Origin of the sequence: Reyranella sp. (assembly GCF_044224635.1) — a bacterium.
Lineage (GTDB): Bacteria > Pseudomonadota > Alphaproteobacteria > Reyranellales > Reyranellaceae > Reyranella.
Map to the genome: position 1 here is coordinate 84436 of NZ_JBGAKA010000014.1, position 23039 is coordinate 107474.

Consider the following 23039-nt stretch of genomic DNA (forward strand, 5'->3'; position numbering starts at 1 on the left):
AGACACGCTCGCGGCAAGCGGCGATGAGGTCCTTCGCTTCCGACGCTTGCTCTGCAAGCGTCGGGCTCAGGACGACAGTGGGGCGCGCGACTTGCCGTTGGCTTCAGAATGACAAACGACCCCGCAACCTGCCCGCCGTCGCGCTGGCTGTCCATAATCGGCATCGGCGAGGATGGCGTCGCCGGTCTGCCGTCGGCGGCTCGGACGCTGATCGCGTCGGCCGAGCTGGTCGTCGGCGGCAAGCGCCATCTCGGTCTGGCCGATGAATTGATCCGAGGCCGGCGGCTCGCCTGGCCGAGCCCGATCGGAGACGCAATTCCGGAGATCGCCAAGCATCGCGGCCGGCCGGTGGTCGTGCTGGCGTCAGGCGATCCCTTCCATTACGGCGTCGGCGACTTGCTGATGCGCACCATTCCGGCGACCGAGATGCTCTGCCTGCCGCAGCCGTCGTCCTTCAGCCTGGCGGCCGCGCGGCTCGGCTGGCCGGTGCAGGACGTGGCGCTGGTCAGCGTGCACGGCCGGGCGCTGGAAGCCATCGTGCGCCATCTGCATCCGGGCGCCCGCGTGCTTGCCCTGTCGTGGGACGGCGATACGCCGAAGAAGCTCGCCGAGCTGCTGGTGGCGCGCGGCATGGGCCGATCGCGGCTGACGGTGCTGGAGGCGATAGGCGGGCCGCGCGAGCGCGTGCGCCAGGCAATGGCGGTTGGCTTCGCTCTTGCCGATGTCGATGCGCTCAACACCATTGCGCTGGAAGTCGAGGCTCCCCCCGACGCCGCTGTCGTCGCGCTGGCTCCCGGTCTTGACGACGGCCTGTTCGAGAATGACGGCCAGCTCACCAAGCGCGAGGTGCGCGCCGCCACCATCGCAGCGCTCGGCCCGCACTGGGGCGAGCTTTTGTGGGATGTCGGCCTGGGCGCCGGATCGGTCGCCATCGAGTGGCTGCTGCGTCACCCTTCGCTCGCAGCCATCGGTATCGAGGATCGACCCGAACGGGCGGCGCGCGCGGCGCGCAATGCTGCCGCGCTGGGCACGCCCGATCTGCGGATCGTCCAGAGGAAAGCGCCCGAGGGCTTCGCGGACCTGCCGGCGCCTGATGCCGTATTCATCGGCGGCGGGCTGTCCGATCCGGGCCTGTTCGATGCCGCCTGGGTGCACCTGAAGCCGGGTGGCCGGCTGGTCGCCAATGCCGTGTCGCTGCAGTCGGAGGCGCGGTTGATCGAGCTGTTCCAGCGCCATGGCGGCGAGCTGGTCCGCCTGGAGGTGGCGAAGGCCGGCAAGGCCGGCACCGGCGGCGTCTTCGTCTGGCGCCAGGCCGCGCCGATCGTGCAATGGCGCGTCCGCAAGCCGTGATCGTAGCCGGGGCAGGTTTTCGGCTGGGCGCCACGGCCGAAGAGATCGAGGCGTTGGTGCGCCAGGCGCTGGCGTTGCACGGCGCCGAACGGATCGACCTGCTGGCCACGGAAGCTGGCAAGGCGAGTGAGCCGGGTTTCCAGGAAGCGGCGCGGCGATTGTCGGTGGCGCTGGTGGCCTGCGCTGCCGCCGATCTTCAGGGCGTGACTGACAGGCTTCTGACGCACTCGGCGCGCGTGCAGGAAGCCACGGGGCTGCCGGCGATCGCCGAGGCGGCGGCGCTGGTCGCGGCCGGCCGCAACAGCCGTCTGCTCGGCCCGCGACTCGCGTCGGCGCGCGTGACCTGCGCCATCGCGGTAGGAGACGGCCGATGACCGTGCATTTCATCGGCGCCGGGCCGGGCGCGGCAGACCTGATCACCGTGCGCGGCCGCGACCTGATCGCGCGCTGTCCGGTGTGCCTGTACGCCGGCTCGCTGGTGCCCAAGGCGCTGCTCGATCATTGCCCCGCCGGCGCGCGCATTGTCGACACCGCACCGATGTCGCTCGACGAGATCATCGGCGAGTGCCAGCGCGCCACGCAGGTCGGGCAGGATGTGGCGCGGCTGCATTCCGGCGATCTTTCGGTGTGGAGCGCGCTCGGCGAGCAGCTGCGTCGCCTGGACGCGCTCGGCATTGGCTACACGATCACGCCCGGCGTGCCGTCGTTCGCCGCTGCCGCTGCCGCGTTGGGACAGGAGCTGACGCTGCCGGAGCTGGCACAGTCGGTGGTGCTGACGCGCACGTCGGGGCGGGCGTCGGCGATGCCGTCCGGTGAGACGCTCGAGGCCTTCGCTGCGACCGGGGCCACGCTCGCGATCCACCTTTCGATCCATGTGCTCGACAAGGTGGTGGAGCGGCTGCTGCCGTTTTATGGCGCCGACTGTCCGGTCGCCGTGGTCTATCGCGCGAGCTGGCCCGACGAACGGGTGATCTGCGCCACCTTGGCCAGCATCGCCGGCGAAGTCGCGCGCCGGCCGATCGAGCGCACCGCCCTGATCATGGTCGGCAAGGTGCTGGGCGCGCGCGACTTCCGCGACAGCGCGCTCTACGACGCGGCCTATCAACGACGTTTTCGCGGCAGGGATTCGTGACCCTCGACGACTTTCCCGATCTGCCGGCCTTTCCTCCCGGCGAGGTGTGGCTGGTCGGCGCTGGTCCCGGCGATCCGCGTCTGCTCACGGTGCTGGCGGTGCATGCGCTGTCGCAGGCCGACGACATCGTGCACGACGCGCTGGTCGATTCGCGCATCCTGCCGCTGGCACGGCGTGGCGTCGAGCTGATCGCCGCCGGCAAGCGCGGCGGCCGGCCGTCGTCGCATCAGAGCGACATCAACCAGGTGCTGATCGAACGGGCGCGGCTCGGCCGGCGCGTCGTGCGCTTGAAGGGCGGCGATCCCTTCGTCTTCGGACGCGGCTGGGACGAAGTCTCGGCGCTCACCGAGGCCGGCATCCGCTTTCGCATCGTGCCCGGCCTCACCTCCGGCCTGACGGCGGCAGCGCTGGCCGGCATTCCGGCGACCTCGCGCGACACCAACCACGCCGTCGTCCTTGCCGCCGGTCATCGCGCCGAGGACGAGCGCTCGATCGCCGACTGGGCGGCGCTGGCGCGGCTCGGCCAGCCGATCGTGCTCTACATGCCGATGACGCGGCTCGCCGGGATCACCGCTGCGCTGGAGCAGGGTGGCCTTGCGGCGAACACGCCGGCGGCGCTGATCCATGGCGCGACGACGGCCGAGGAGAAAGTGGTCGACAGCTCCCTGGGCTCGCTGGCGACGGACGCGGCGCGACACGGCATCGGCTCGCCGTGCATCGTCGTGATCGGCGCCATCGCCGCGCTGCGCAAGCAACTGCTTGCGTCGCTGGTGCCGTGGCGGTGAGCCGGCCGGGGCTGATCGTGGCCGCGCCACGCTCGGGCGCCGGCAAGACCACCATTGCCCTCGGCCTCATGCGCGCCTTTGCCCGCCGCGGCCTTGTCGTCCAGCCTTTCAAGTGCGGCCCCGACTACATCGATCCGGCCTTCCATGCCGTCGCGGCCCGTCGGCCGAGCTGCAACCTCGATACCTGGGCGATGAGCGAGAGCACGCTTGCCGCCTTGGTGTCGCGCGACGCCGGGTCCACCGACCTCGCCATCGTCGAGGGTGTGATGGGCCTGTTCGACGGCGCGGCGGGCGAGGGGCAGGCGGGGCGCGGATCGACAGCCGATCTGGCGGTGCTGCTCGGTTGGCCCGTCGTGCTGGTGCTCGACGTTGCGGGACAAGGCGAAACCGCGGCCGCCATCGCCGCAGGCTGCGCGCATTATCGCGACGATGTCCCGGTTGCCGGCGTGATCCTGAACAATGTCGCAAGCCCGCGTCATCTCGACCTGATCGCGCCTGCCTTCGAACGTGTCGGCATCAGCCTGTTCGGGACGGTCAGGCGTGACCAAAAGCTGGCGTTGCCGCAGCGCCATCTCGGCCTGATTCAGGCGGTCGAGACGGCCGAGATCGACCGACGTCTCGACCAATTCGCCGACGTCGTCGAAGCGGCCGTCGATCTCGAGCAGGTCCGGGGCTGCGCACGGGCATCGCGGCTTGTCGCAGCATCGACCGCCGTGGTGTCGCCGTGCGTTGTTTCGCCACCCGGGCAACGCATTGCCCTCGCGCAGGATCGGGCCTTTTCCTTCGTCTATCCGCATCTGCTCGCGCGCTGGCGCGAGGCTGGTGCTGAAATCCTGCCCTTCTCGCCGCTCGCCGATCAACCGCCGGATTCCGCCTGTGACGTCGTGTGGCTGCCGGGCGGCTATCCCGAGCTGCATGCGGGAGCCTTGGCCGCGGCAGGCCGTTTCCAGAGCGGGCTGCGCGCGCTCGCCGGGCGCGGCGTGGCCATTCACGGCGAATGCGGCGGCTACATGGTGCTGGGACAGGGAATGGTCGATCAATCGGGACAGCGGCACGCGATGGCCGGCCTGCTGTCGCTCGAAACCTCGTTCGCCCAGCGTCGCCTGCATCTCGGCTATCGCCGCGCGCGCCTCGGCAGCGCCTGTCCACTGGGCGCCGCCGGCGGCGAGATTTTTGGCCACGAGTTCCACTATGCCAGCGTGCTCGCGAATGGCGACGAGCCCCTGGTCGAGTGCCGCGATGCCGCCGGCAAGGCCGTGCCGGAGGCCGGCGCGCGCCGCGGCACGGTGAGCGGAACCTTCTTCCATTTCATCGACAGGCAGCAGACATGACTCCGACCTTCGACGCCGACTTCCGCGCCCGGTTTCGCGATCTGGTGCTGTGGCGTCGCGACGTACGCCGATTTCGTCGCGATCCCATCTCCCGCCCGCGTATCGATGCGCTGCTCGAGGTGGCGAGCCATGCACCGTCGGTCGGGTTGAGCCAGCCGTGGCGCTTCGTCCACGTCGAATCGCCGGAGCGCCGTCTCGCCGTCGTGAAGAGCTTCACCGACGCCAACGAGAAGGCGCTGGCCGGCTATGCCGGCGAGAAGCACGCGATCTATGCCGGGCTGAAGCTCGAGGGCTTGCGCGAGGCGCCCGTGCATCTCGCCGTCTTCTCCGATGATGCTACCCATAGCGGCAGCGGGCTCGGCCAGCAGACCATGCCGGAGACGCTGCACTACTCGGTGGTCGCCGCCATCCAGACCTTGTGGCTGGCCGCCCGGGCCGACGGCATCGGCATGGGCTGGGTCTCCATCCTCGATCCGAAGGCGGTGAAGCGCGTGCTCGACGTGCCGGCGGGCTGGAACCTCGTCGCCTATCTCTGCCTCGGCTTCCCCGCCGAGGAGCATCTCGACCCCGAGCTCGAGCGCCATCACTGGGAGGTCCGCAGCAACCTCGACGAGGTGACGTTCGTGCGCTGAAGCTCATCCTCCTCCCCAGCGTCTTCGCTGGGGAGGTGCCCCGTCATACGGGGCGGAGGGGTCATAGGCCCCAGTCGCGCTGCTCATGACCCCTCCGTCCGCGAAGATGCGGACACCTCCCCACGCAGAGCGTGGGGAGGAGAATGAAGTGCGTCGCTTGACGCATTTCAGGCCGGCTGCCAGCATGGTCGAGGTGGTTCCCCGCGAGGGGATCAAAAGGGAACGCGGTGATCATTCCGCGGCTGCCCCCGCAACTGTGAGCGGCGAGCCGGCGACCGGTATGCCACTGGATGTCGCGAGGCATCTGGGAAGGCGGTCGACGGCAGCGACCCGCAAGCCAGGAGACCTGCCACCAGCAGCGGTCACGCGCGAGCGCATTGGGCGGGGTGCCCCGATGTAGAAACCGACCCGGACCGTTCCGCTGCAGGCGGCGCGGGAGGGGTCGGCTGCAGGTTCGCGGTGACGTGATGACGTTGGCCGCGAGTCCCTCTTGTCCACTTCCCCTGAGTCATCTGAATCACAAGCACAGTATCGGCGTGTCATCGACCCGCTGGAGCTCTACGCCTCGGCGATCGATTCTTCCGACTATGTCGCGGCGCTCGCGCCGCTGATCCGCACGGCCGTCCCCGATGTCGGCCGTCTGCTCGATGTCGGCGCCGGCGGCGGCCAGCTCGGCAGCGCGCTGGTCGATCCGGCGAGCAGCTGGACGGCGATCGAGCCATCGCCGTCGATGCGCGCCCGCCTGGCGCGCTTGGCCGACGGTCCGCAGATCATCGCGGCGGGCTGGCAGGGTGCGGCCGTCGAGCCTGCGTCGCACGACACGGTGCTGGCGGCAACCATGCCGGCCTTGTTCGCCCAGCCCGAAGCCTTTCTTGCCCGCTGCAAGGCGTGGGCGAGCCGGCGCGTCGTCTGGGTCGTGCCGGCGCATGCCGGGCCGCGCGGGCTCTGCTTCGCCGGCTGCCTGCCGTGGGAATGGCATCTCGAGGACGAGACGCCCGGCATCGAGATCGCGCTCGGCGGTCTTCCCCCCGACCAGCGGCCGCATCACACCGCTTTCGTCGATTGGACGTTCACCGGAATCGTGCCCGACATTACCGAGCTCGCCGCCTATCTCGCCGACCGTCTCGGCTGGCCCGCCGACGATGAGCGCCGCGCCCTCATGGCAGCGCATCTCAGCCGGCAGGCATCGCGGCAGGACTCGGGCTTCCGACTCGACATCGCAAGAAGATCTGCCGTTCTGATTTGGGGGCAACAATGAACAAGCGTCTCGTATCCACCGCCGTCCTCGCGGCTCTTGCTTGGCATTCCACCAGCCACGCCCAGGATCAACAGCAGCAACAGCATATGGGACCGCGGCCGATGGATGAACCGGGGCAGAAGCAATATTTCCTGCCCGAGGGCTTCATCACCGCCACCGGCCGGCCCGAGCCGATCAGCCGCCTGGTCGGCACGGTGCAGGTGATCCATCAGGACCGCATCGCCAAGTCGACCGCCCGGTCGGTGACCGAGCTCCTGAACGAGAATGCCGTGGGCTTCATGAGCGAATGGACGCCCGGCCAGACCTCGATCAACATCCGAGGCGCCTCGACCGAGGGCCAGGGACGCGATTTCAAAGGCCAGGTGCTGGTCCTGATCAACGGTCATCGTGCCGGCACCTCGAACGTCTCCAAGCTGTCGACTGCCGATGTCGAACGCATCGAGATCGTGCGCGGACCGAGCTCGGTGATCTATGGCAGCCAGAACATGGGCGGCGTCATCAACATCATTCTGAAGACCGGCCTCACGGCGCCGGGCAATTTCGCGCAGGGCGACGCGGGCTCGTGGGGCCTGTGGGAAGCCAAGGTCGCGAGCGGCGGCCTCTACAAGGGCTTCGACTGGTATGTTGGCGGCGCTGCCAGCACGCGCGACAACTATGCGATCGGCGGCGGCGCGACCGAGCTCAACACGGGGTGGACGCGCTACGGCGGGACGGGCGCTTTCGGCTACCAGATCGACCAGGACAGTCGCATCGAGGGCACCATCCGCACCGACGGCATCTACAACGCGGGCTTTCGCGGCTCGAGTGCCAACCTCTTCGCCTTCGACACCCGCTACAACTACTCGTTCGACCTGAGCTACCTCGCCAAGACGCGCGACGGCCAGGGCAATTTCTTCGTCCAGGCGTATTTCGTCACCGACGTCGACGATCTCAACAATCCCTCGCCGCTCAGCGCCCTCAATGCGCCGGCCTCGCGCACGACCACCGATCACAACCGTCGGCAGCTAGACGTGCTCGGGCTGCGCTTCCAGCCGCGCTACAAGTTCTTCACCGGCAACGAGCTGCTGGTCGGCATCGACCTGGAAAGGAGCTGGCTGCGCTCCGACCGCTATCGTGCCGGCGGCTCGGCGGTGACCCAGGTGTCCCCGCAGGACAACAACCAGACCGACAGCAGCTTCGCGTTCTATCTGGAAGATTCGCAGAGCTTCCTCGACGATCGCCTGATCGTGCGCGGCGGCGTGCGGCAGACCTGGGGCGATTCGGCGCTCGACTGGACGCCCTACGCGCCGACCCTGATTCCCGGCACCAACTCGTACAACGCAACGACCTATTCGGCCGGCGCCACCTTCGCCTTCACCGACTGGCTGTCGGCGCGGGCCGGCGCGTCGAGCGGGTTCCGCGCGCCGACGGCGACGGAAATCGGCGCCAACTTCACGACCACGCCGATCGGCACGACGATCTTCGGCAATCCCTCCCTGGTGCCGGAGACCAGCCAGCAATGGGAGGCCGGCGCCACCGCCAACTGGCGCGGCGGCCGCTTCGATGCCGTGGTGTTCCAGAACACCATCAGCAATCGCATCACCCCGGTGACGGTGTCCTCGACCGGCGGGCGCGTGGTGCAGGTCCAGGTCAACAGCCCGGCCAACCTCATCGTACAGGGCATCGAGTTCCAGACCCAGCTCGACGTCCTGCAGACCGCCGGATGGCAGAGCGACAAGGGCCTGTTCTGGAACGTGTTCGGCAACGGCTACTACAACTTCAACATGACCGACTACGGCGCCAACCCGCTTGCCGGCACCAACATCGCCACCCGCATCAACAAGTACGGCATGTCGATCGGCACGCTGTTCGGCCAGGCCGGCACCGAGATCCCGTGGAGCTTCCAGCTCCTGGGAATCCTGCGTGGGCCAATGTGGTACAATACCGAGGAGAGTCTCTCGCCGGTGTTCTTCCCCGGTCAGAATCGCACCGTCAGCGTCTACGAGAAGGGGGCGTTCTGGGTATGGAACACGCGCGCCGAGGTCGAGGTGCGGAAGGGCATCAAGCTGTTCGCCGCCGTCAACAACCTGTTCGACGTCAACAACCATCCGATCTTCATCGCCCAGGATTCGGTTCCCTGCACGGCCCTGCAGGCCAACCAGAACGGCGCCTGCGGCAACTCGATGCCCGGCCGCGAGGTCATCGGCGGGTTTCAGTTCAGGTTTTAGGGCAACTGAACGTCTTCATATCCTCCTCCCCAGCTCTGCTGGGGAGGAGGATGATCGTCGCGTCGCTGGCGTTGCTGGCCTTGACGATCTTAGGTGCGGCACGCGCCGAGCCCGTCACCGTGCGTGACGCGTTCGATCGCAGCGTCACCGTGCCGGGCCCGCCGCAGCGCATCGTCACCATCTTCGCGTCGAACACCGAGATGGTCGCGGCCCTCGGTCTCACCGACCGAATCGTCGGCATCGAAGCCTTCACGCGTTTCCCGCCCGAGGTGCTGGGCAAGCCGCTGGTCGGCGGGCGGCTGGGCTTCTCGGTCGACGCGGTGGTGGCGCGCAAGCCCGATCTGGTCGTCGTCACGCCATCGCGCCAGGCCGCCAACCAGCTGATCGACCCGATGGAGCGGCTCGGCATTCCGATCGTGGTGCTGCTGCAGCGCAACGTCGAGGAGATCCTCTCCAACATCCGCCTGCTCGCCAGGCTGGCGGGCGTGCCGGAGCGCGGCGAAGCGCTGGCGGCCCGCCTGCAGGCACGCCTCGATGCCGTCGCACGGAGCGTCGCCGACCTCCCGGCACCGAGTGTGGTGATGATCACCGGGCGGCTCGGCAACGGCCTCATGCTGGTGACGCGGCCGGGCACCTACACCGGCGGCGCCATCGTGCGGGCCGGCGGCCGGCTCGCCTTCGACAGCGGCACGATCGCCCAGGTCTCGCCGGAAGCGATCCTCAACGCCGATCCCGACGTGCTGCTGTTCGCCGGCAGCGAGAAGGACATGAAGGAGCTGACCTCCCGGCCGGGCTGGAACGGGATGCGCGCGGTGAAGAGCAAGCGCGCCCACGCGGTGAGCCGCGCCGAGCTGCTGATCCCCGGCCCGCGCACCATCGACGGCGTCGAGAAACTGGCCGCGCTCCTCCATCCGATGACAGCGACACGATGAGGGTCTGGACGAGTCTGCTCCTGGCGCTCGGGGTGGCGATCCTGGTCGGCGTTTGCGCCGGCCACGATTGGGCGACGCCGGCCGACCTGCTGGGCGCTGTTGCCGGCGGGCCGGACCTGCGCAGTCGCCTGCTTGTCGAATGGCGCATCCCGCGCGTGCTGGCCGCGGCGCTGGTCGGTGCCCTGCTGGGGCTGGGCGGTACCGTCTTCCAGGGCGTGTTCCGCAATCCGCTGGCCGAGCCCTATCTGCTGGGCTCGGCAGGAGGCGCGGCGCTGGGCGCCACGATCGCCCTGCTGGTGCCGCTCGCCGCGCCGCAGTCGCTGGTCCTGCCGGTGCTGGCCTTCGCCGGCGCGTGGGGCTCGACGGGGCTGGTCATCGGCATCTCGCGCGTTGCCGGCGCTGTCGATGCCGCCGGCATGCTGCTGGCCGGTGTTGCCGTCGCCGCCATCCTGGGCGCGCTGCGCTCGTTCCTGATGCTCGCCCTGTCGGACGAGACGGTGAGCCTGCAGCTCGTGCTGAGCTGGGTGCTGGGCGGCATCCAGACGCCCACCTGGCCGATCCTTGGCCTGCTCGCCGCGATCACCGCGGCCTGCCTCGGCCTCGGCCTGCTGCTGGCCGGCCGGCTCGACGTGCTGGGGCTGGGCGAGGCCATGGCGACCGCGTTCGGCCTCAACGTGACCCGCTTCGTCGCGCTCGCCGTGCTGGCGGGCTCGATCGTCGTCGCGGCCGCGGTCGCCTTCGGCGGCCTCGTCGCCTTCGTGGGCCTCGCCTCGCCGCACATCGCGCGTTGGCTGGTCGGCCCTCTGCACAAGCCCCTGATGCCGGCCTCGGCGCTGGTCGGCGCCATCGTCGTCACCCTGGCCGATGCCCTGGCACGGTCGGCCCTGCCGCCAGCCGAGATCCCGCTCGGCCTGGTGACGGCGGTGGCCGGCGGTCCTTTCTTCATCCTGCTGCTGGCCCGCCGGCTGCGCACATGACCGATCTCGTCGGCAGCGAACTGGTGGTAAGGCGCGGGGCGGCGACGCTGCTCGACTCGCTGTCGCTGTCGCTGGCGTCGCCCGGCGCGGTCGCCCTGATCGGCCCGAATGGCGCGGGCAAGTCGACCCTTCTCAAGATCCTGGCCGGCATCGAGCAGCCCGACTCGGGGACCGTGCGGGTCGGCGACCGCAGCCTCGAGTCGCTGCCGCGCGCGGTGCGCGCGGCGACCGTCGGCTACCTGCCGCAGTATTTCGATCCGCATTGGGACCTGACGGTCGCCGACCTGGTGCAGCTCGGGGCCGCGCGCGGTGCGCAGCGCCGCTCGGGGGCGATCGAGGCGGCGCGCGAGACGTTCGAGCTCGCAGCCCTGTGGCGGCGACGCTGGTCGACCCTGTCAGGCGGCGAGCGCGCGCGCGCGCTGCTGGCGATGGTGCTGGTGGTCGATCCGCCGATCCTGCTGGCCGACGAGCCGGCCGCCGCGCTCGACATCCGTCATCGCCTCGACGTCATCCGCACCTTGAGCCATCGCGGCGGCGCGCGCTTGTCCATCGTCGTCGTGCATGACCTCGACCTCGCCTTCCGCTTCTTCGATCGCGTGGTGGTGGTCGATCGCGGCCGGATCGTCGCCGACGCTCCGGCGCAGGAGCTGATCGCAAATCCGCTGCTCGACCAGGTGTTCGCTGTCCGCTTCGAACGACTGAAGACCGCCGACGGCTGGCTGCTGCGGGCGATGACATAGCCGGCGGTCCCAATTCGTCACCCAGGACCGAATCAGGGGCGTTTTCGGCGGAGAGGGCTTGCCGAGCTCCAGGAGCTTGCAAGTATTGGGGCGTGTCGACTCGACGAGGAAGAGGTCGCGGGAGCCGCCGCTCGAGCGATCGATTGCTTGTCGACTGGCTGCCGTCGCGAGTCGAACCGGCCGACGACGGCTGTCGCGCGTGAATGGTGTCGTGTGGGCGTCGTCGATCAGGCTGGACAGCAAGGAGGCTGACGCACTGACGCAAGGCTGACGCAAGACCGATCTGACGAATGGGTGCCAAGTCGTTGAATAATCGAGGGACTGACGCAACGGACGCAACGGACGCAGGAATCGACCCTTGAATCTCCCCGAGCGGCGCGTCGCCTGCGCCGCTCCCCCGTGCCACCCGGCAGCGCCTGTGCAGGCGGCTTGGTCGATGCCATCTCCGGCCGCGCCCTGCCGGTCCTTGCATCGGACCCAATCCCAATCCAAGGTTGACCCGATGATGTCGAAGCGACTTGGCTTTTTTTCCCGCCTGCTCGACCAGACCGATGCGGCGGAGCGCTATCGGCTGGCGACTGAGCAGATCATGCATGCCGAGCGCTGCGGCTTCGATTCGGCGTGGATCGCCCAGCATCATTTCCACGAGGGCGAGGGCGGCCTGCCTGCGCCCTTCGTGTTCCTGGCCCAGGCGGCGGCCCGGACCTCGCGCATCCGGCTCGGCACCGGCATCGTGACCCTGCCGCTGGAGCTGCCGGTGCGGGTCGCCGAGGATGCCGTGGTGACCGACCTGATGTCGGGAAACCGGCTCGAGGTTGGCGTCGGGCCGGGCGGCAATCTCACCGCCTTCACCGCCTTCGGCCTCGACGCCAACGACCGCCACACCTTGATGGATCGCAATCTCGAGCTGATGCGGACGGCCTGGTCGGGCGGCGCGCTGCCGGGTGGTGATCGCCTCTATCCGTCGAGCCCGACCCTGGTCGACCGCATCTGGCAGGCGACCTTCTCTGTGGCGGGCGCCCGTCGCGCCGGCGCGGCGGGCGACGGATTGATGCTGTCACGCACGCAGCCGCGCTCGCCCGACGCACCCAAGGCGTCGCTGGCCGACATCCAGATTCCGATGATCGATGCCTATCTCGAGGCCCTGCCCAAGGGCCGCCCGCCACGCATCCTCGCCTCGCGCACGGTGTTCGTGGCCGACGACGCTAAGGAAGCGATGCGTTTCGCCGAGACCGGGCTGGCGCGGCTGCGTCATCGCCTCGCTGCTACCGGTAACTTCAGCTCCGGCAATCTGGTCGGCGATTTGATCGCAGCCTTGGATGTCCATATCGGCACGCCGGACGAGGTGGTCGCCTCGCTGCAGGCGGAGAAGACGCTGGCCCGGGCGACCGATCTCACCGTGCAGGTTCATTCGATCGATCCGCCGCATCCCTATATCCTGCGTTCGATCGAGCTGGTTGCCGAGAAAGTGGCGCCGGCGCTGGGTTGGGTGAAGGCCGACGACGACGGCGAACGGCGCGTCGCCTGAAGAGGGGTCGGGAGAACGACGAATTGGGAGGACAAGGACAATAATGCCCGATGTGATCGACACGCTGGCCGGGATCGCTCCCGGCTCGCCGTTGCATGCGATACGTGACCAGCGCCCGCAGGCGCGTCTTCATGCCCAGGCGAGCTACGAGTCGCTGCTCTCGCCGCTGAGCGACGCTGATGCGAGCAAGGTCGAGCGGTTCGCCATCGCCTGCTTCGTGATCGGCTTGCACGGCCGACCGGAGATGGAGTCGTTCTACGCCGCGGGGCTGGCCGGCGCCGGCGCGCCGGCGGGGCTGAAGGAGGCCATCGCCGCGGCGGTCGCGGCGGCCAGGGGGAAGGGTCCGTATGGTCACTATCCCAAGGGGCCGCTCAGCACCGAGGACGAATCCGGGCCCGTGCATCGTCTCGATGCGGCGACCCGAGCCTCGCTCGGCCCGCGGCTCGCCGCTGCCTTCGAGCACACGCACATGCTGGTGTTCCATCCGCGCGATTCGGCGCCGGCCTATCTTCAGTCGCTGATCGATGCCGGCTGGTCGACCACGGGCATCGTGGTGATCTCCCAGCTCGTCGCCTTCCTGTCCTACCAGATCAGGGTCGTCGCCGGCTTGCGTGCCCTGAATGCGAGGCCCGCATGACCGACAAGGTTCTCTCCGTCCCGCCGCATGTCGAGCCGGTGGTGTTCACGCGCGACATGCTCGACTGGCTGCCCTGGCTGGAGCCGATGGCGGAACAGGAGCTGACGGCGCGGCACATGGAAGGCCTGGTCGATGCGGCGCGCGCCAAGTCTGCCTATTTCCGCCTGCTGGCGCGCGATCCCGAGGTGCTCGGCGCGCGCACCCGCACCGACAAGGACATCTTCTACAATCCGGAGGCCGGCCTGCCGCGCGCCGAGCGCGAGCTGGCCGCCGCGGCGACGTCGCGCTTCAACGGCTGCATCTACTGCGCCTCGGTCCATGCCCGCTTTGCCGCGACCTATTCCAAGCGCGTCGAAGATGTCGATCGCCTGCTGGCGGAAGGGGTCGGCGCCGACCTCGACGCGCGCTGGAATGCCATTGTCGCGGCGTCGGTGGCACTCACTGCCACGCCCATCACCTTCGGCGCCGAGCATGTCGATGCCCTGCGCAAGGTCGGGTTGGACGAAGCGTCGATCGTCGATGTCATCAATGCGGCGTCGTTCTTCAACTGGGCCAACCGGCTGATGCTGTCGCTCGGCGAGCCGGCGGCGCCCCCGCCGAAGTAGCCGGGGCGCAACCTCCGGCCTTCATGCCCGTTTCGTTCCCTCGAGGGTGCCCTGGAGGGAATGATGAGTGGTGCGCGCAAGAAGGCCGCGCAGGCGAGACGCGATGGTGACGCGGACAACGTCAATCCAGACGATGCCCTGGTGCTGCTGACGGCCGAGCACAACGAAATCGAGAAGATGATCCGCGAATTCGAGCGCCATTCCGGCACGAGGGAGAGAATCGAAAAAGGCAAGCTCGCGCTCCGCATTTGCCATGCTCTGGTCAATCATCATGCCGTCAAGACGGAGGTCTTCTATCCGGCCGCCGAGTCTGTCCTCGATGACGAGGACAGCAGGCGGGTCGACGCCCTGCGGATGGATCACAAGGTGCTGCTCGACCTGATCGACGAGATCCAGCGCATGCCTGCCGGGCAGGATGGGTTCGACAGCCACGTTCGCGATCTGGGGGATCTGGCGTGTCGACTGATGAAGGCGGAGGAGGAGGACATCTTTCCGCGCCTGCGCCATTCCAAGCTCGATCTCGTAGGGACGGGCGAGCGCATGGCCGCGCGTCGGAGCCAGCTCACGACCAGGCCCGCGGACAAGACTCTGATCCAGCAGGCACGCAAGGTGATGGGCGGCCGGCCCTGAGCGGAGTTCGGAACCTCGGTCGATGCCGCCCGTTCACCTGCCGTGCGCGCCGATGCGTGGCGGGGAGGCGATAATTCCCGATAGTGCGATAGTGGACGACTCACCGAAGGTGGAAGCGGCCTCGGTGCTGGGGCATGGCGGCCGTGTTCTTCCGGCCGTGACGGTCGATACCTACAACGAGGAGCTGCGCGACGAGGAAGGCTTCGTCGGCGACCGGGCGAGCGGCCGCGCCTTTCGGTCCATCCTCGAGGATTGGCGCGACAAGCTGCGCGCACTCGGCGAGGATCCGTTCGGCGATACGCCGAGCCAGGAGATCTCGAAATCCAAGCTCGACAAGATGCTGGCAGGCGCCGACCCGATGGCGGCCGGTCTCGTCCACACCGTGGTCGAGGAGTTCGCCCTCGAGCTGGCCACCGTCGTGCGCCGCTTCCTGCGCCTGAAGGGTTGGCAGGGAACGGAGCGAATCGTGATCGGTGGTGGGCTGAGCTCCAGCCACATCGGTGAGCTCGCCATGGGCCGGGCGGCGATCGCGCTGGCAGGTGAGGGTGTCGCCATCGACTTGCGGACCATCACCCATCATCCGGACCAAGCTGGCTTGATCGGCGCCGTCCAGCTTGCGCCGAGCTGGGTGCTGGCCGGGCACGATGCGATCGTCGCGGCCGACGTTGGCGGCACCAACCTGCGCGTCGGCATCGTCGAGCTCAACATGAAGAAAGGCGGCAACCTGTCGAAGGCGGCCGTGTGGAAGCACCTGCACTGGCGTCATCGCGACGACCAGCCGTCACGCGCCCAGACTCTCGATCGCATGGCCGAGATGGCGAACGAGCTCATCCGTCTCGCCGGCAAGGAGAAGCTCAAGCTGGCACCGTTCGTCGGCATCGGCTGCCCCGGCCTGATCGACGAGCGAGGCATCATCCTGACGGGCGGTCAGAACCTGCCGGGCAACTGGGAAGGCGAGGATTTCCAGCTGCACAGCGAGATCGGCTCGCGCCTGCCACGCCTGGAGGGGCACGAGCCCGTCGTGGTCATCCACAACGACGCGGTCGTCCAGGGACTGAGCGAGGTCCCCAACATGACCGACATCCACCACTGGGGAATCCTCACGATTGGCACCGGCCTCGGCAACGCGCGCTTCACCAACCGCGTGGACGAAAAAGCTAGCGCGTGAAGCGACGTGGCCTGAGCCCAGTGTGGAACCAGGTGATCAAGGAATAAATGTCGTAGACGGGAAGTCCGAAGGCTTCTTGCACTGCCGCGGCATAGGGCGGCATGTTGGTGCATTCGAGGACGATGGCGCCGACCTCGGGGTGAGCGGCGAGCAACGATCGGCCGGCGTCGAGAATGTCCTGCTCGGCCTTGGCGACATCCATGTCGTCCTTCTGTCCCAGGATCAGGACGCGGAAGAATTCCTCGCCTTTTTCGGTGCCGACGACGGGCGTATCGAGCGGGACGCCGGCGGCCTCGAGATGCTTCGGCGTCAGGGACGCCGCGCTGACGGTGATGACACCGACACGCTTGCCGGGCGGCAGCGTCGCCTGCACCCATGGCACCTGCAGCAGCGAGCTGGTTGCCACCGGGACCTTTACGTTCGCCGCCAGCTCATTCTGGAAGAGTGACAGGAACCCGCAATTGGTGGTGATCGCCTCGGCGCCGTGACGCACCAGCTCGGCGGCCGCGTCGATGAAACTCGGCAGCAGCCCGGCCGCGCCCTTGAGAACGACCGACTCGGGGTTGGCGCCCGGCACGATCTTGTAGAGCACGGGAAACGGCCAGGTCGTGGCATTGCCCATGTCGCCCGGAATGCGCGGAAAGCGCGCTTCCAGCATCAGGATGCCGAGAGGCGCGCCATAGAGGGCCTTGCCGCCCTTTGCAATCGTGCTCACGTCGCCGGTCTCCTCACGGTTCTTTACCTCACCCGTAATCGCATATGGGCGCACCTTTCCCTCTCCTCCCCAGCTTCGCTGGGGAGGTGCCCCGTCATACGGGGCGGAGGGGTCATGAGCAGCAGGACTGAGGCTCATGACCCCTCCGTCGCCGAAGACGGCGACACCTCCCCAAGCTACGCTTGGGGAGGAAAATGAGAGAGCGCCCAAATGCGAATGCCCTCCCCCGATTACGCGGGAGGAACATGAGTCTGTCCGCCCAAAAACCAGTCGAGGATATGGGCATTCTCGTCGCGCGGATAGGTGTGCGACAGGTCGGCGACCTCGCGATAGACCACGTCGGCGCCGGCCTCGCTCAGCACCTGCTCCGCGGTGCGCGCCAGTTGAGCGGAAAACATCCAGTCCTGCGCGCCGTGGACGATATGGATCGGCAGGCCGCGCAGGCGCTGGGCATCGGCAAAGCCGATCAGCATGGGATGGAAGGCGGCCGCGACCGGCGCGAGATGGGTGAACCGGCAGTCGCCGCGCAGGCCCAGCACGTAGGTGAAGGTGCCGCCGTCGCTCATGCCGGTGAGCAGGGTCCGCGCGCGATCGATCGGCCATCGGCTGGCGACCTGCTCGACCATGTCAGCGATATTGGGGCCGTCGATCTCCGCGTCCATCAGCGACCAGGTCGCGCCGATGGCGGTCGGCGCCAGGACGACGAAGCCGCGCGTGCGCGCCTCGCGCAGCCAGCTCCACAGGAAGGCGCCGCCGTTGCCGCTGCCGCCATGCAGGGCGACGACCAGCGGCATCGGGTTGGCCGGGTCGTGATACTCGGGCACGTAAAGCGAGCAGGCGCCCCGCGTGCCGGGCGGCCCGCCGACATGGATCACGCCGACATGCTCGCGATCGGGATCGGCGCCGGCTAGGCGCTCGTTGAGGGCTGGATCGCCGCGCGCCGACTGCTCGAGGAAGAAATGGCTGACCGGTCGCAGGACCGGGGCGAGCGGATAGAGCGAGGCGGCTGCCTTGGCGTAGCCGCGCAGCGCGCGATAGGCGGCGACGATGGGCTGCGGCTCGTCCTGGGCGGCGCGCAGGCCGGCAATGCCCTCGGCTGCCGCCTCCGCCGCGGGTTCCAGGCAGTCGCGCACCGGCGCCAGGCGGCCGGGCCATGCGAGGGCGCGCGAGGCGGCAAGCGCGGGACTGAGATCGTCGTCGCGCCCGTCCATCGCCTGGATCAACTGGAGCAGGGTGGTGGGCGAGAGGTGCCGCGCGGAGAATTCCAGGGCGTGCAGGGCCTTCAGCGTCGCGGGCACCAGCCGGGCAATGGCATCGACGGCGGGTTCGTTGCCCTCTGCCTCGGCCATATCCCTCACTCCTTCAGGATCGTCGCGTCGAGCGGCTGGCGGCCGCGGATCATGTCGGACGCCTTCTCGGCGATCATCAGCACCGAAGCGTTGAGATTGGCCGACGGCATGGTCGGCATGATCGAGGCGTCGACGACGCGCAGGCCCTGGACGCCGCGCACGCGCAGCTGTTCGTCGACCACCGCGGTCGGATCGCTGTCGGGCGCCATGCGGCAGGTGCCCATGAGATGGAAGGTGGTGGTGCCGCGCTGCTTGGCGGCGCCCAGCAGCTCGTCGTCGGACTGCACCTTGGCGCCGGGGAACTCCTCACGATCGTAGTATTGGCTGAGCGGCCGCGAGGCGAGCAGGCGGCGCGCGAGCTTCATGCCGGCCAGCAGCACGTGACGGTCGCTTTCCGCCGCCAGGTAGTTGGGCTGGATGACCGGATGCTCGAACGGATCGGCTGACTTGATGCGGACATAGCCGATGCTGTCGGGCCGCTGTTGCCACGAGGCGATGGTCATGCCGGGGAAGTCGTCGAGGGTCGATTGCACGCCTTCCTTGTAGCTCGCCGGCGTGAAGGTGAGCTGCAGGTCGTAATTGTCGACCCGCTCGTCCGATTTCCAGAACACGTAGATCAGGGTCGGATTGAGCGCCAGGACGCCCTTGCGGGTGAAGGCGTATTTCAGCACCTCGCTGACCAGCCTGAGCCCGTGCGTGCGCTCGTTGATGGTCTCGGCGTTCTTGACGCGGGCAACGAAACGCGGCGCGTAGTGGTCGCGCAGATTCTCGCCGACCCCGGGCAGCGCGTGGCGCACCGTGATGCCGTGCTGCTGCAGGAGCGGCGCCGGCCCGATGCCCGAAACCTGCAGGAGCAGCGGCGAGTTCACCGTGCCGCCGCACAGGATCACCTCCTTGGCGGCACGCACCTCGCTCGGCGTGCCGTTGCGCCCGCCCTTGCGGTAGCGCACGCCGACCGCGCGCTTGCCCTCGAGCAGGATCTCCGAGGCGTGGGCGTTGGTGCGCACCGTGAGATTGCCGCGGCTCATCGCCGGATGCAGGTAGCCGCGCGCCGCGCTCATGCGCCGGCCGTTCTGGATGATGCGCTGGACGTAGCTCACGCCCGCCTGCATCGTGCCGTTGTAGTCGCGGTTGCGCGGGATGCCCATCTCGACCGCGCCCTCGATGAAGGCCTCGCAGAGAGGGTCGCGCCAGTCGAGATCGGTGATCGGCAGGTTGCCGTCGCGGCCGCGGAACGTGTCGTCGGCCTCGCCGATGCGCCGCTCGCTGCGCCGGAAGTAGGGCAGCACGTCGGCGTAGCCCCAGCCGCGGTTGCCGCGCTGCGCCCAGCCGTCGAAATCCAGCCGCTGGCCGCGGTTGTAGATATGGCCGTTGATCGAGCTCGAGCCGCCCAGGGTCTTGCCGCGCGGGGCGGCGATGCGCCGGCCGCCGGTCCATTCGCTGGCTTCGGAGGTGTAGAGCCAGTTCACCCTGGGATTGACCAGCGTGTACATGAAGCCGGCCGGGATATGGATGAAGGGGTGCCAGTCGCGCGGGCCGGCCTCCAGCACGCAGACCGTGGTTTTTTCGTCCTCGCTCAGCCGCCCGGCCAGCACGCTGCCGGCCGATCCGGCACCGACGATGACGTAGTCGAAAGTTTCCATGGGTGAACGCAGGCTCCCGTCCGGCCCTTGCTATCGCAGCTTCATGGTCGGGTCGAGGGCGACGCGCAGGGATTCGCCCAGCGCATTGAAGGCGAGCGCGGTCAGCAGGATGGCAAGCCCGGGGGCGTACATCTGCTCGGGCGCGATCTCCATGTAGTGGTAGGCGCGGGCCAGCATGGCGCCCCACGAAGGTTGCGGCGGCTGCACCCCAAGCCCCAGGAAGCTGAGGCTGGCCTCGGCCAGCAGCGCCACCGCCAGCAACAGCGTCACCTGGACGATCACCGGCTGGATGGCGTTGGGCACGACATGTTTCCACAGGATGCGTGCAACGCTCGCCCCGAACACCCGGGCGGCGTCGACATAGAGCTCCTGCTTCACGATCAGCGTCTGCGCGCGCACCAGGCGGGCGAGCTGCGGCGAGAACACGATGCCGACCGCGATCATGCCGTTGGTCAGGCCGATGCCCAGCGCGCCGGTGACGGCGATTGCCAGCACGATGGCCGGAAATGAGAGCAACGTGTCGATGATCCGGCTGATGCCGTCGTCGACCCAGCCGCCCAGGAAGCCGGCCAGCAGGCCCACCGGCACACCCAGAAGGATCGCCACCGCCACCGCCAGGAAGCTCGCATAGAGCGTCGCCGGCGCGCCGTAGATCAGGCGGGAAAGCACGTCGCGGCCGAGATCATCGGTGCCCAGCGGATGGTCGGCATTGGGCTCCTGCAGGGTGTTGTTGACGTTCTGGTTGGTCGGCGAATGCGGCGCCAGCACCGGCGCCGCGATCGACAGGGCGAGCAGCAGCGCCAGGAAGCCGAGGCTCGCCGCGCCACGCAAATCACGGCGCAGCCATTTGGTGAAGCGGGTCAGCATGATTTCATCTCCGCCCCATCCTCATCTCCGTCCAACCCGCGGGTCGAACACGGTGTAGAGCACGTCGATCAGCAGGTTGAGGCCGATCACGATCATCACCAGGGCGAGCACGACGCCCTGGATCACCGGGAAGTCCTTATGGATGGCGGCGTGCACCACCATGCTGCCGATGCCGGGAATGGCGAACACCGCCTCGATCACCACGGTGGCGCCAAGCAGGCGATTGAAGATCAGGCCGATCACCGTCAGCAGGTTGACGCTGACGTTCTTCAGCCCGTGCTTCCACAGGATGGCAGTCGGCGACAGGCCCTTGGCGTGCAGGGTGCGCACGTACTGCGAGGACAGCACCTCGACCAGCGAGCTGCGCAGTTGGCGGGCGACCTCGGCGACGCCGCCGGCCGCCAGGGCGATCGACGGCAGGGCGGCATGCAGCAGCGCCTTGCCGACGCCGGCCGAGAGCGGCACCGCGCCGGTGGCCGGGAAGAAGTTCCAGTTGAGGGCGAAGGTGGCGACCAGCAGCATCGCCAGCCAGAAATTCGGCAGGGCGACGCCCAGCGAGGCGATGCTGGTTACGAAACCGTCGATGCGCGAGCCCGGCCGGGTCGCCGCCAGGATGCCGAGCGGTATGCCGATCGCAAGGGACAGCAGTAGCGCGCAGCACACGATCAGCAGCGAGATCGGGAAGCGCCGCAGGATCGACTGCAGCACCTCCTCGCCCGAGAGCAGGGATCGCCCGAGATCGCCGTGCAGGGCGTCCCACAGCCACGTGCCGTATTGCACCAGGAACGGCCGGTCGAGCCCGTAGAGCTTGCGGATCTCGGCAATGCGGGCGTCGGTGGCGTTGTCGCCGGCCAGGGTGACGGCGATGTCGCCGGGCACGAGCTGCTGCAGGCCGAACACGACGAACGTCGCGAGCACGATCACCGGCGCCACCTGCACCAGGCGCCGGCCGACCAGCCGCAGGCGATCCTTGGTCAGCATCAGCTGTCGAGCCAGACGCCGTCGAAGCGCGGCTTGCCCAGCAGGTTGGGGCCGAATCCCTTGACCCTGGCGTTGTGGGCATCGAGCTCGAACTGGAACAGCAGCGGCATCGAGAGCGCCTGCTCCAGCACCAGGCGCTGCAGCAAGGAGAAGGCCTTCTTGCGCTCGCCGAGGTCGGGGCTGGCGCGCGAGGCGGCGAGCGCGGCGCTGATCTCCGGCGTCGCCTCTTCGCGGCCCGAGTTGAAGTACGAGCCCTTGCCGTACAACAGGGTGAAGGTGAGGCTGGGGTCGGGGCGACCGGTCCATTGCGACAGCAGCCCGTTGCCTTCCGCCTTGGCAAAGAAGGCGGCGCTGCCCTCGGGGATGTTGAAGGTGCTGAAGCGCAGCTTGATGCCGACCTTGCGCAGCTGCTCCTGCAGCACCTCCTGGCGCTGCTGCTGGCGCTGGTCGGTGTAGCCGATCAGGTGCAGCTCGAGCCCGTCCTTGTGGCCGGCCTCGGCGAGCAGCGCCTTGGCCTTGTCGGGATCGTGCTTGTAGTAGCTCTCCAGGGTCGGATCGAATGCCCAGTGGGCCTTGGGCAGCACCGTGGTGGCAACCTCGGACAGGCCGGCCATGGTCGCCTTGGCAAACGATTCGCGGTCGACGGCGTAGTTCAGGGCCTGCCGCACCCTGAGGTCGTTGAGCGGCGGCTTGGCGAAATTGAGGAAGGTCATCACGCAATAGAGAGTGGGACCGCTCACCGGGACCAGGGTCTTGGCACGATCGACCAACGGCTTCTGCTGCGGCGACAGGAAGTAGACGAAGTCGTTCTGGTTGGCGACGACGGCCCGAAGCGCGGTGTTGATCTCGGGGATGACGTTCATCTCCAGCCCGTCGAGCCAGGGCTGTCCCTGCTTCCAGTATTTGTCGTGGCGGACGTAACTCACCTTCTCGTTGTCGTTCCAGCTCACGAACGTCATTGGCCCGGCGCCGACCGGCTTGCGGTCGTAGTCCTTGCCCAGCTCCTGCATCGCCTTGGGCGAGGACATCATGCCGGCGCGATCGGACAGGATCAGCAGCAGCGCCGAGTCGGGCTGCCTGAGCTTGATTGCCACTTGCTGCGGCCCCGCCACCTCGACGCCTTCGACGGTGACGAGATCGCCCTTGATGTTGGAGCGTGGATCGCTGCGTGCCCGATCGAGGTTGACCTTCACCGCTGCGGCATCGAGCGGTGTGCCGTCATGGAAGGTCACGCCGGGCCGGATGTTGAGCAGCAGGGTCCTCGGGTCCGGGTTGCTCCACGATTCGGCCAGACCGGGGATGGCCTTCAGCGTCGTCGGCTCGAAATCGATCAGCGTGTCGAAGATCGGATAGAGGAACGCATGGTCCGAGCCGGACCCGCCGGTCTGCGGATCGAGGCTCGACGGATTGGCATTGGCCGACACCTTCAGCACGCCGCCCTTCTTGGGTGTGCCTTGCGCGAGCGCGCTGCCGACGAGGGCGAGACCGGCGGTGCTGGCGAGGAAGTCGCGGCGATGGAATTTCAGCATGGGTTACTCCTCATGAAAACCGACAAAGGCGTGCCTGCCAACC

Annotated in this window: 22 protein-coding genes and 1 riboswitch; of the genes, 16 read left to right on the forward strand and 6 right to left on the reverse strand. The window is 68.4% G+C overall.

All coding sequences use genetic code 11. From position 1 onward, the window contains the following. Positions 1-108 precede the first annotated feature (108 nt). From cbiE to ACILR9_RS14935, 16 genes are all read left to right on the forward strand, one after another. Positions 109-1350 (forward strand): precorrin-6y C5,15-methyltransferase (decarboxylating) subunit CbiE, encoded by a 1242-nt coding sequence (gene cbiE, locus ACILR9_RS14860; protein WP_395710719.1) that lies wholly within the window; start codon positions 109-111, stop codon positions 1348-1350. Next, positions 1329-1724 carry a cobalamin biosynthesis protein gene (locus ACILR9_RS14865; protein ID WP_395710720.1) on the forward strand — a complete coding sequence of 132 codons (396 nt, stop codon included), beginning with the start codon at positions 1329-1331 and terminating at the stop codon, positions 1722-1724. Before cbiE ends, ACILR9_RS14865 begins: the two co-directional genes overlap by 22 nt. Beyond that, a complete protein-coding gene (cobM, locus tag ACILR9_RS14870; protein ID WP_395710721.1) occupies positions 1721-2482 on the forward strand; it encodes a precorrin-4 C(11)-methyltransferase in 762 nt (253 codons plus the stop codon). Before ACILR9_RS14865 ends, cobM begins: the two co-directional genes overlap by 4 nt. After that, on the forward strand, positions 2479-3267 hold the full coding sequence (cobA, locus tag ACILR9_RS14875) for a uroporphyrinogen-III C-methyltransferase (RefSeq protein ID WP_395710722.1): 789 nt from the start codon (positions 2479-2481) through the stop codon (positions 3265-3267). Before cobM ends, cobA begins: the two co-directional genes overlap by 4 nt. Further along, positions 3258-4598: a cobyrinate a,c-diamide synthase gene (locus tag ACILR9_RS14880; RefSeq protein ID WP_395710723.1), complete on the forward strand. Its 1341-nt coding sequence runs from the start codon at positions 3258-3260 to the stop codon at positions 4596-4598. The genes cobA and ACILR9_RS14880 overlap by 10 nt, the downstream gene beginning before the upstream one ends. After that, on the forward strand, positions 4595-5230 hold the full coding sequence (bluB, locus tag ACILR9_RS14885) for a 5,6-dimethylbenzimidazole synthase (protein ID WP_395710724.1): 636 nt from the start codon (positions 4595-4597) through the stop codon (positions 5228-5230). The genes ACILR9_RS14880 and bluB overlap by 4 nt, the downstream gene beginning before the upstream one ends. Positions 5231-5407: 177 nt before the next feature. After that, positions 5408-5599: riboswitch (cobalamin riboswitch) on the forward strand. A 121-nt stretch (positions 5600-5720) separates the two neighbouring features. Further along, the gene (locus ACILR9_RS14890; RefSeq protein WP_395710725.1) at positions 5721-6488 is read left to right on the forward strand and encodes a class I SAM-dependent methyltransferase; all 768 of its coding nucleotides are present in this window, start codon (positions 5721-5723) and stop codon (positions 6486-6488) included. Further along, positions 6485-8695, forward strand: coding sequence for a TonB-dependent receptor (locus ACILR9_RS14895; RefSeq protein WP_395710726.1), 2211 nt, complete (start codon positions 6485-6487; stop codon positions 8693-8695). The genes ACILR9_RS14890 and ACILR9_RS14895 overlap by 4 nt, the downstream gene beginning before the upstream one ends. A 50-nt stretch (positions 8696-8745) precedes the next feature. Beyond that, positions 8746-9627 carry an ABC transporter substrate-binding protein gene (locus ACILR9_RS14900; protein WP_395710727.1) on the forward strand — a complete coding sequence of 294 codons (882 nt, stop codon included), beginning with the start codon at positions 8746-8748 and terminating at the stop codon, positions 9625-9627. After that, positions 9624-10604 carry a FecCD family ABC transporter permease gene (locus tag ACILR9_RS14905; RefSeq protein ID WP_395710728.1) on the forward strand — a complete coding sequence of 327 codons (981 nt, stop codon included), beginning with the start codon at positions 9624-9626 and terminating at the stop codon, positions 10602-10604. Before ACILR9_RS14900 ends, ACILR9_RS14905 begins: the two co-directional genes overlap by 4 nt. Continuing rightward, complete coding sequence (locus tag ACILR9_RS14910; RefSeq protein ID WP_395710729.1) at positions 10601-11344, forward strand: ABC transporter ATP-binding protein; 744 nt, start codon at positions 10601-10603, stop codon at positions 11342-11344. Before ACILR9_RS14905 ends, ACILR9_RS14910 begins: the two co-directional genes overlap by 4 nt. Before the next feature lie 505 nt (positions 11345-11849). After that, complete coding sequence (locus ACILR9_RS14915; RefSeq protein ID WP_395710730.1) at positions 11850-12872, forward strand: putative FMN-dependent luciferase-like monooxygenase; 1023 nt, start codon at positions 11850-11852, stop codon at positions 12870-12872. Between the two features lie 43 nt (positions 12873-12915). Then, entirely contained in the window at positions 12916-13509 is a 594-nt protein-coding gene (locus ACILR9_RS14920; protein WP_395710731.1) for a CMD domain protein, read from the forward strand. After that, positions 13506-14114, forward strand: coding sequence for an alkylhydroperoxidase domain protein (locus tag ACILR9_RS14925; RefSeq protein WP_395710732.1), 609 nt, complete (start codon positions 13506-13508; stop codon positions 14112-14114). Before ACILR9_RS14920 ends, ACILR9_RS14925 begins: the two co-directional genes overlap by 4 nt. A 141-nt stretch (positions 14115-14255) precedes the next feature. After that, positions 14256-14744 carry a hemerythrin domain-containing protein gene (locus ACILR9_RS14930; protein ID WP_395710733.1) on the forward strand — a complete coding sequence of 163 codons (489 nt, stop codon included), beginning with the start codon at positions 14256-14258 and terminating at the stop codon, positions 14742-14744. Positions 14745-14835: 91 nt separating this feature from the next. Beyond that, on the forward strand, positions 14836-15912 hold the full coding sequence (locus ACILR9_RS14935) for an ROK family protein (RefSeq protein WP_395710734.1): 1077 nt from the start codon (positions 14836-14838) through the stop codon (positions 15910-15912). Here the strand turns inward: ACILR9_RS14935 and ACILR9_RS14940 are convergent. From ACILR9_RS14940 to ACILR9_RS14965, 6 genes are all read right to left on the reverse strand, one after another. Beyond that, entirely contained in the window at positions 15902-16570 is a 669-nt protein-coding gene (locus ACILR9_RS14940) for an aspartate/glutamate racemase family protein (RefSeq protein ID WP_395710777.1), read from the reverse strand. The two genes, ACILR9_RS14935 and ACILR9_RS14940, sit on opposite strands and share 11 nt — an antisense overlap. A 287-nt stretch (positions 16571-16857) precedes the next feature. Beyond that, positions 16858-17976, reverse strand: a complete 1119-nt coding sequence (locus tag ACILR9_RS14945) for a phospholipase (RefSeq protein WP_395710735.1) — start codon at positions 17974-17976, stop codon at positions 16858-16860. Positions 17977-17981: 5 nt separating this feature from the next. Continuing rightward, positions 17982-19619: a GMC family oxidoreductase gene (locus ACILR9_RS14950; protein ID WP_395710736.1), complete on the reverse strand. Its 1638-nt coding sequence runs from the start codon at positions 19617-19619 to the stop codon at positions 17982-17984. A 30-nt stretch (positions 19620-19649) separates the two neighbouring features. Continuing rightward, positions 19650-20486: an ABC transporter permease gene (locus ACILR9_RS14955; RefSeq protein ID WP_395710737.1), complete on the reverse strand. Its 837-nt coding sequence runs from the start codon at positions 20484-20486 to the stop codon at positions 19650-19652. A 21-nt stretch (positions 20487-20507) separates the two neighbouring features. After that, a complete protein-coding gene (locus ACILR9_RS14960; protein ID WP_395710738.1) occupies positions 20508-21467 on the reverse strand; it encodes an ABC transporter permease in 960 nt (319 codons plus the stop codon). Further along, the gene (locus ACILR9_RS14965; RefSeq protein WP_395710739.1) at positions 21467-22996 is read right to left on the reverse strand and encodes an ABC transporter substrate-binding protein; all 1530 of its coding nucleotides are present in this window, start codon (positions 22994-22996) and stop codon (positions 21467-21469) included. Before ACILR9_RS14965 ends, ACILR9_RS14960 begins: the two co-directional genes overlap by 1 nt. Between the last annotated feature and the right edge of the window lie 43 nt (positions 22997-23039).

What these genes read in the sequence shown, in the direction of transcription:
- cbiE (WP_395710719.1), top strand. Translation starts at nt 109, where the DNA reads ATGACAAACGACCCCGCAACCTGCCCGCCGTCGCGCTGGCTGTCCATA.
- ACILR9_RS14865 (WP_395710720.1), top strand. Translation starts at nt 1,329, where the DNA reads ATGGCGCGTCCGCAAGCCGTGATCGTAGCCGGGGCAGGTTTTCGGCTG.
- cobM (WP_395710721.1), top strand. Translation starts at nt 1,721, where the DNA reads ATGACCGTGCATTTCATCGGCGCCGGGCCGGGCGCGGCAGACCTGATC.
- bluB (WP_395710724.1), top strand. Translation starts at nt 4,595, where the DNA reads ATGACTCCGACCTTCGACGCCGACTTCCGCGCCCGGTTTCGCGATCTG.
- ACILR9_RS14895 (WP_395710726.1), top strand. Translation starts at nt 6,485, where the DNA reads ATGAACAAGCGTCTCGTATCCACCGCCGTCCTCGCGGCTCTTGCTTGG.
- ACILR9_RS14900 (WP_395710727.1), top strand. Translation starts at nt 8,746, where the DNA reads ATGATCGTCGCGTCGCTGGCGTTGCTGGCCTTGACGATCTTAGGTGCG.
- ACILR9_RS14905 (WP_395710728.1), top strand. Translation starts at nt 9,624, where the DNA reads ATGAGGGTCTGGACGAGTCTGCTCCTGGCGCTCGGGGTGGCGATCCTG.
- ACILR9_RS14910 (WP_395710729.1), top strand. Translation starts at nt 10,601, where the DNA reads ATGACCGATCTCGTCGGCAGCGAACTGGTGGTAAGGCGCGGGGCGGCG.
- ACILR9_RS14915 (WP_395710730.1), top strand. Translation starts at nt 11,850, where the DNA reads ATGTCGAAGCGACTTGGCTTTTTTTCCCGCCTGCTCGACCAGACCGAT.
- ACILR9_RS14920 (WP_395710731.1), top strand. Translation starts at nt 12,916, where the DNA reads ATGCCCGATGTGATCGACACGCTGGCCGGGATCGCTCCCGGCTCGCCG.
- ACILR9_RS14925 (WP_395710732.1), top strand. Translation starts at nt 13,506, where the DNA reads ATGACCGACAAGGTTCTCTCCGTCCCGCCGCATGTCGAGCCGGTGGTG.
- ACILR9_RS14940 (WP_395710777.1), bottom strand. Translation starts at nt 16,570, where the DNA reads ATGCTGGAAGCGCGCTTTCCGCGCATTCCGGGCGACATGGGCAATGCC.
- ACILR9_RS14945 (WP_395710735.1), bottom strand. Translation starts at nt 17,976, where the DNA reads ATGGCCGAGGCAGAGGGCAACGAACCCGCCGTCGATGCCATTGCCCGG.
- ACILR9_RS14950 (WP_395710736.1), bottom strand. Translation starts at nt 19,619, where the DNA reads ATGGAAACTTTCGACTACGTCATCGTCGGTGCCGGATCGGCCGGCAGC.
- ACILR9_RS14955 (WP_395710737.1), bottom strand. Translation starts at nt 20,486, where the DNA reads ATGCTGACCCGCTTCACCAAATGGCTGCGCCGTGATTTGCGTGGCGCG.
- ACILR9_RS14960 (WP_395710738.1), bottom strand. Translation starts at nt 21,467, where the DNA reads ATGCTGACCAAGGATCGCCTGCGGCTGGTCGGCCGGCGCCTGGTGCAG.
- ACILR9_RS14965 (WP_395710739.1), bottom strand. Translation starts at nt 22,996, where the DNA reads ATGCTGAAATTCCATCGCCGCGACTTCCTCGCCAGCACCGCCGGTCTC.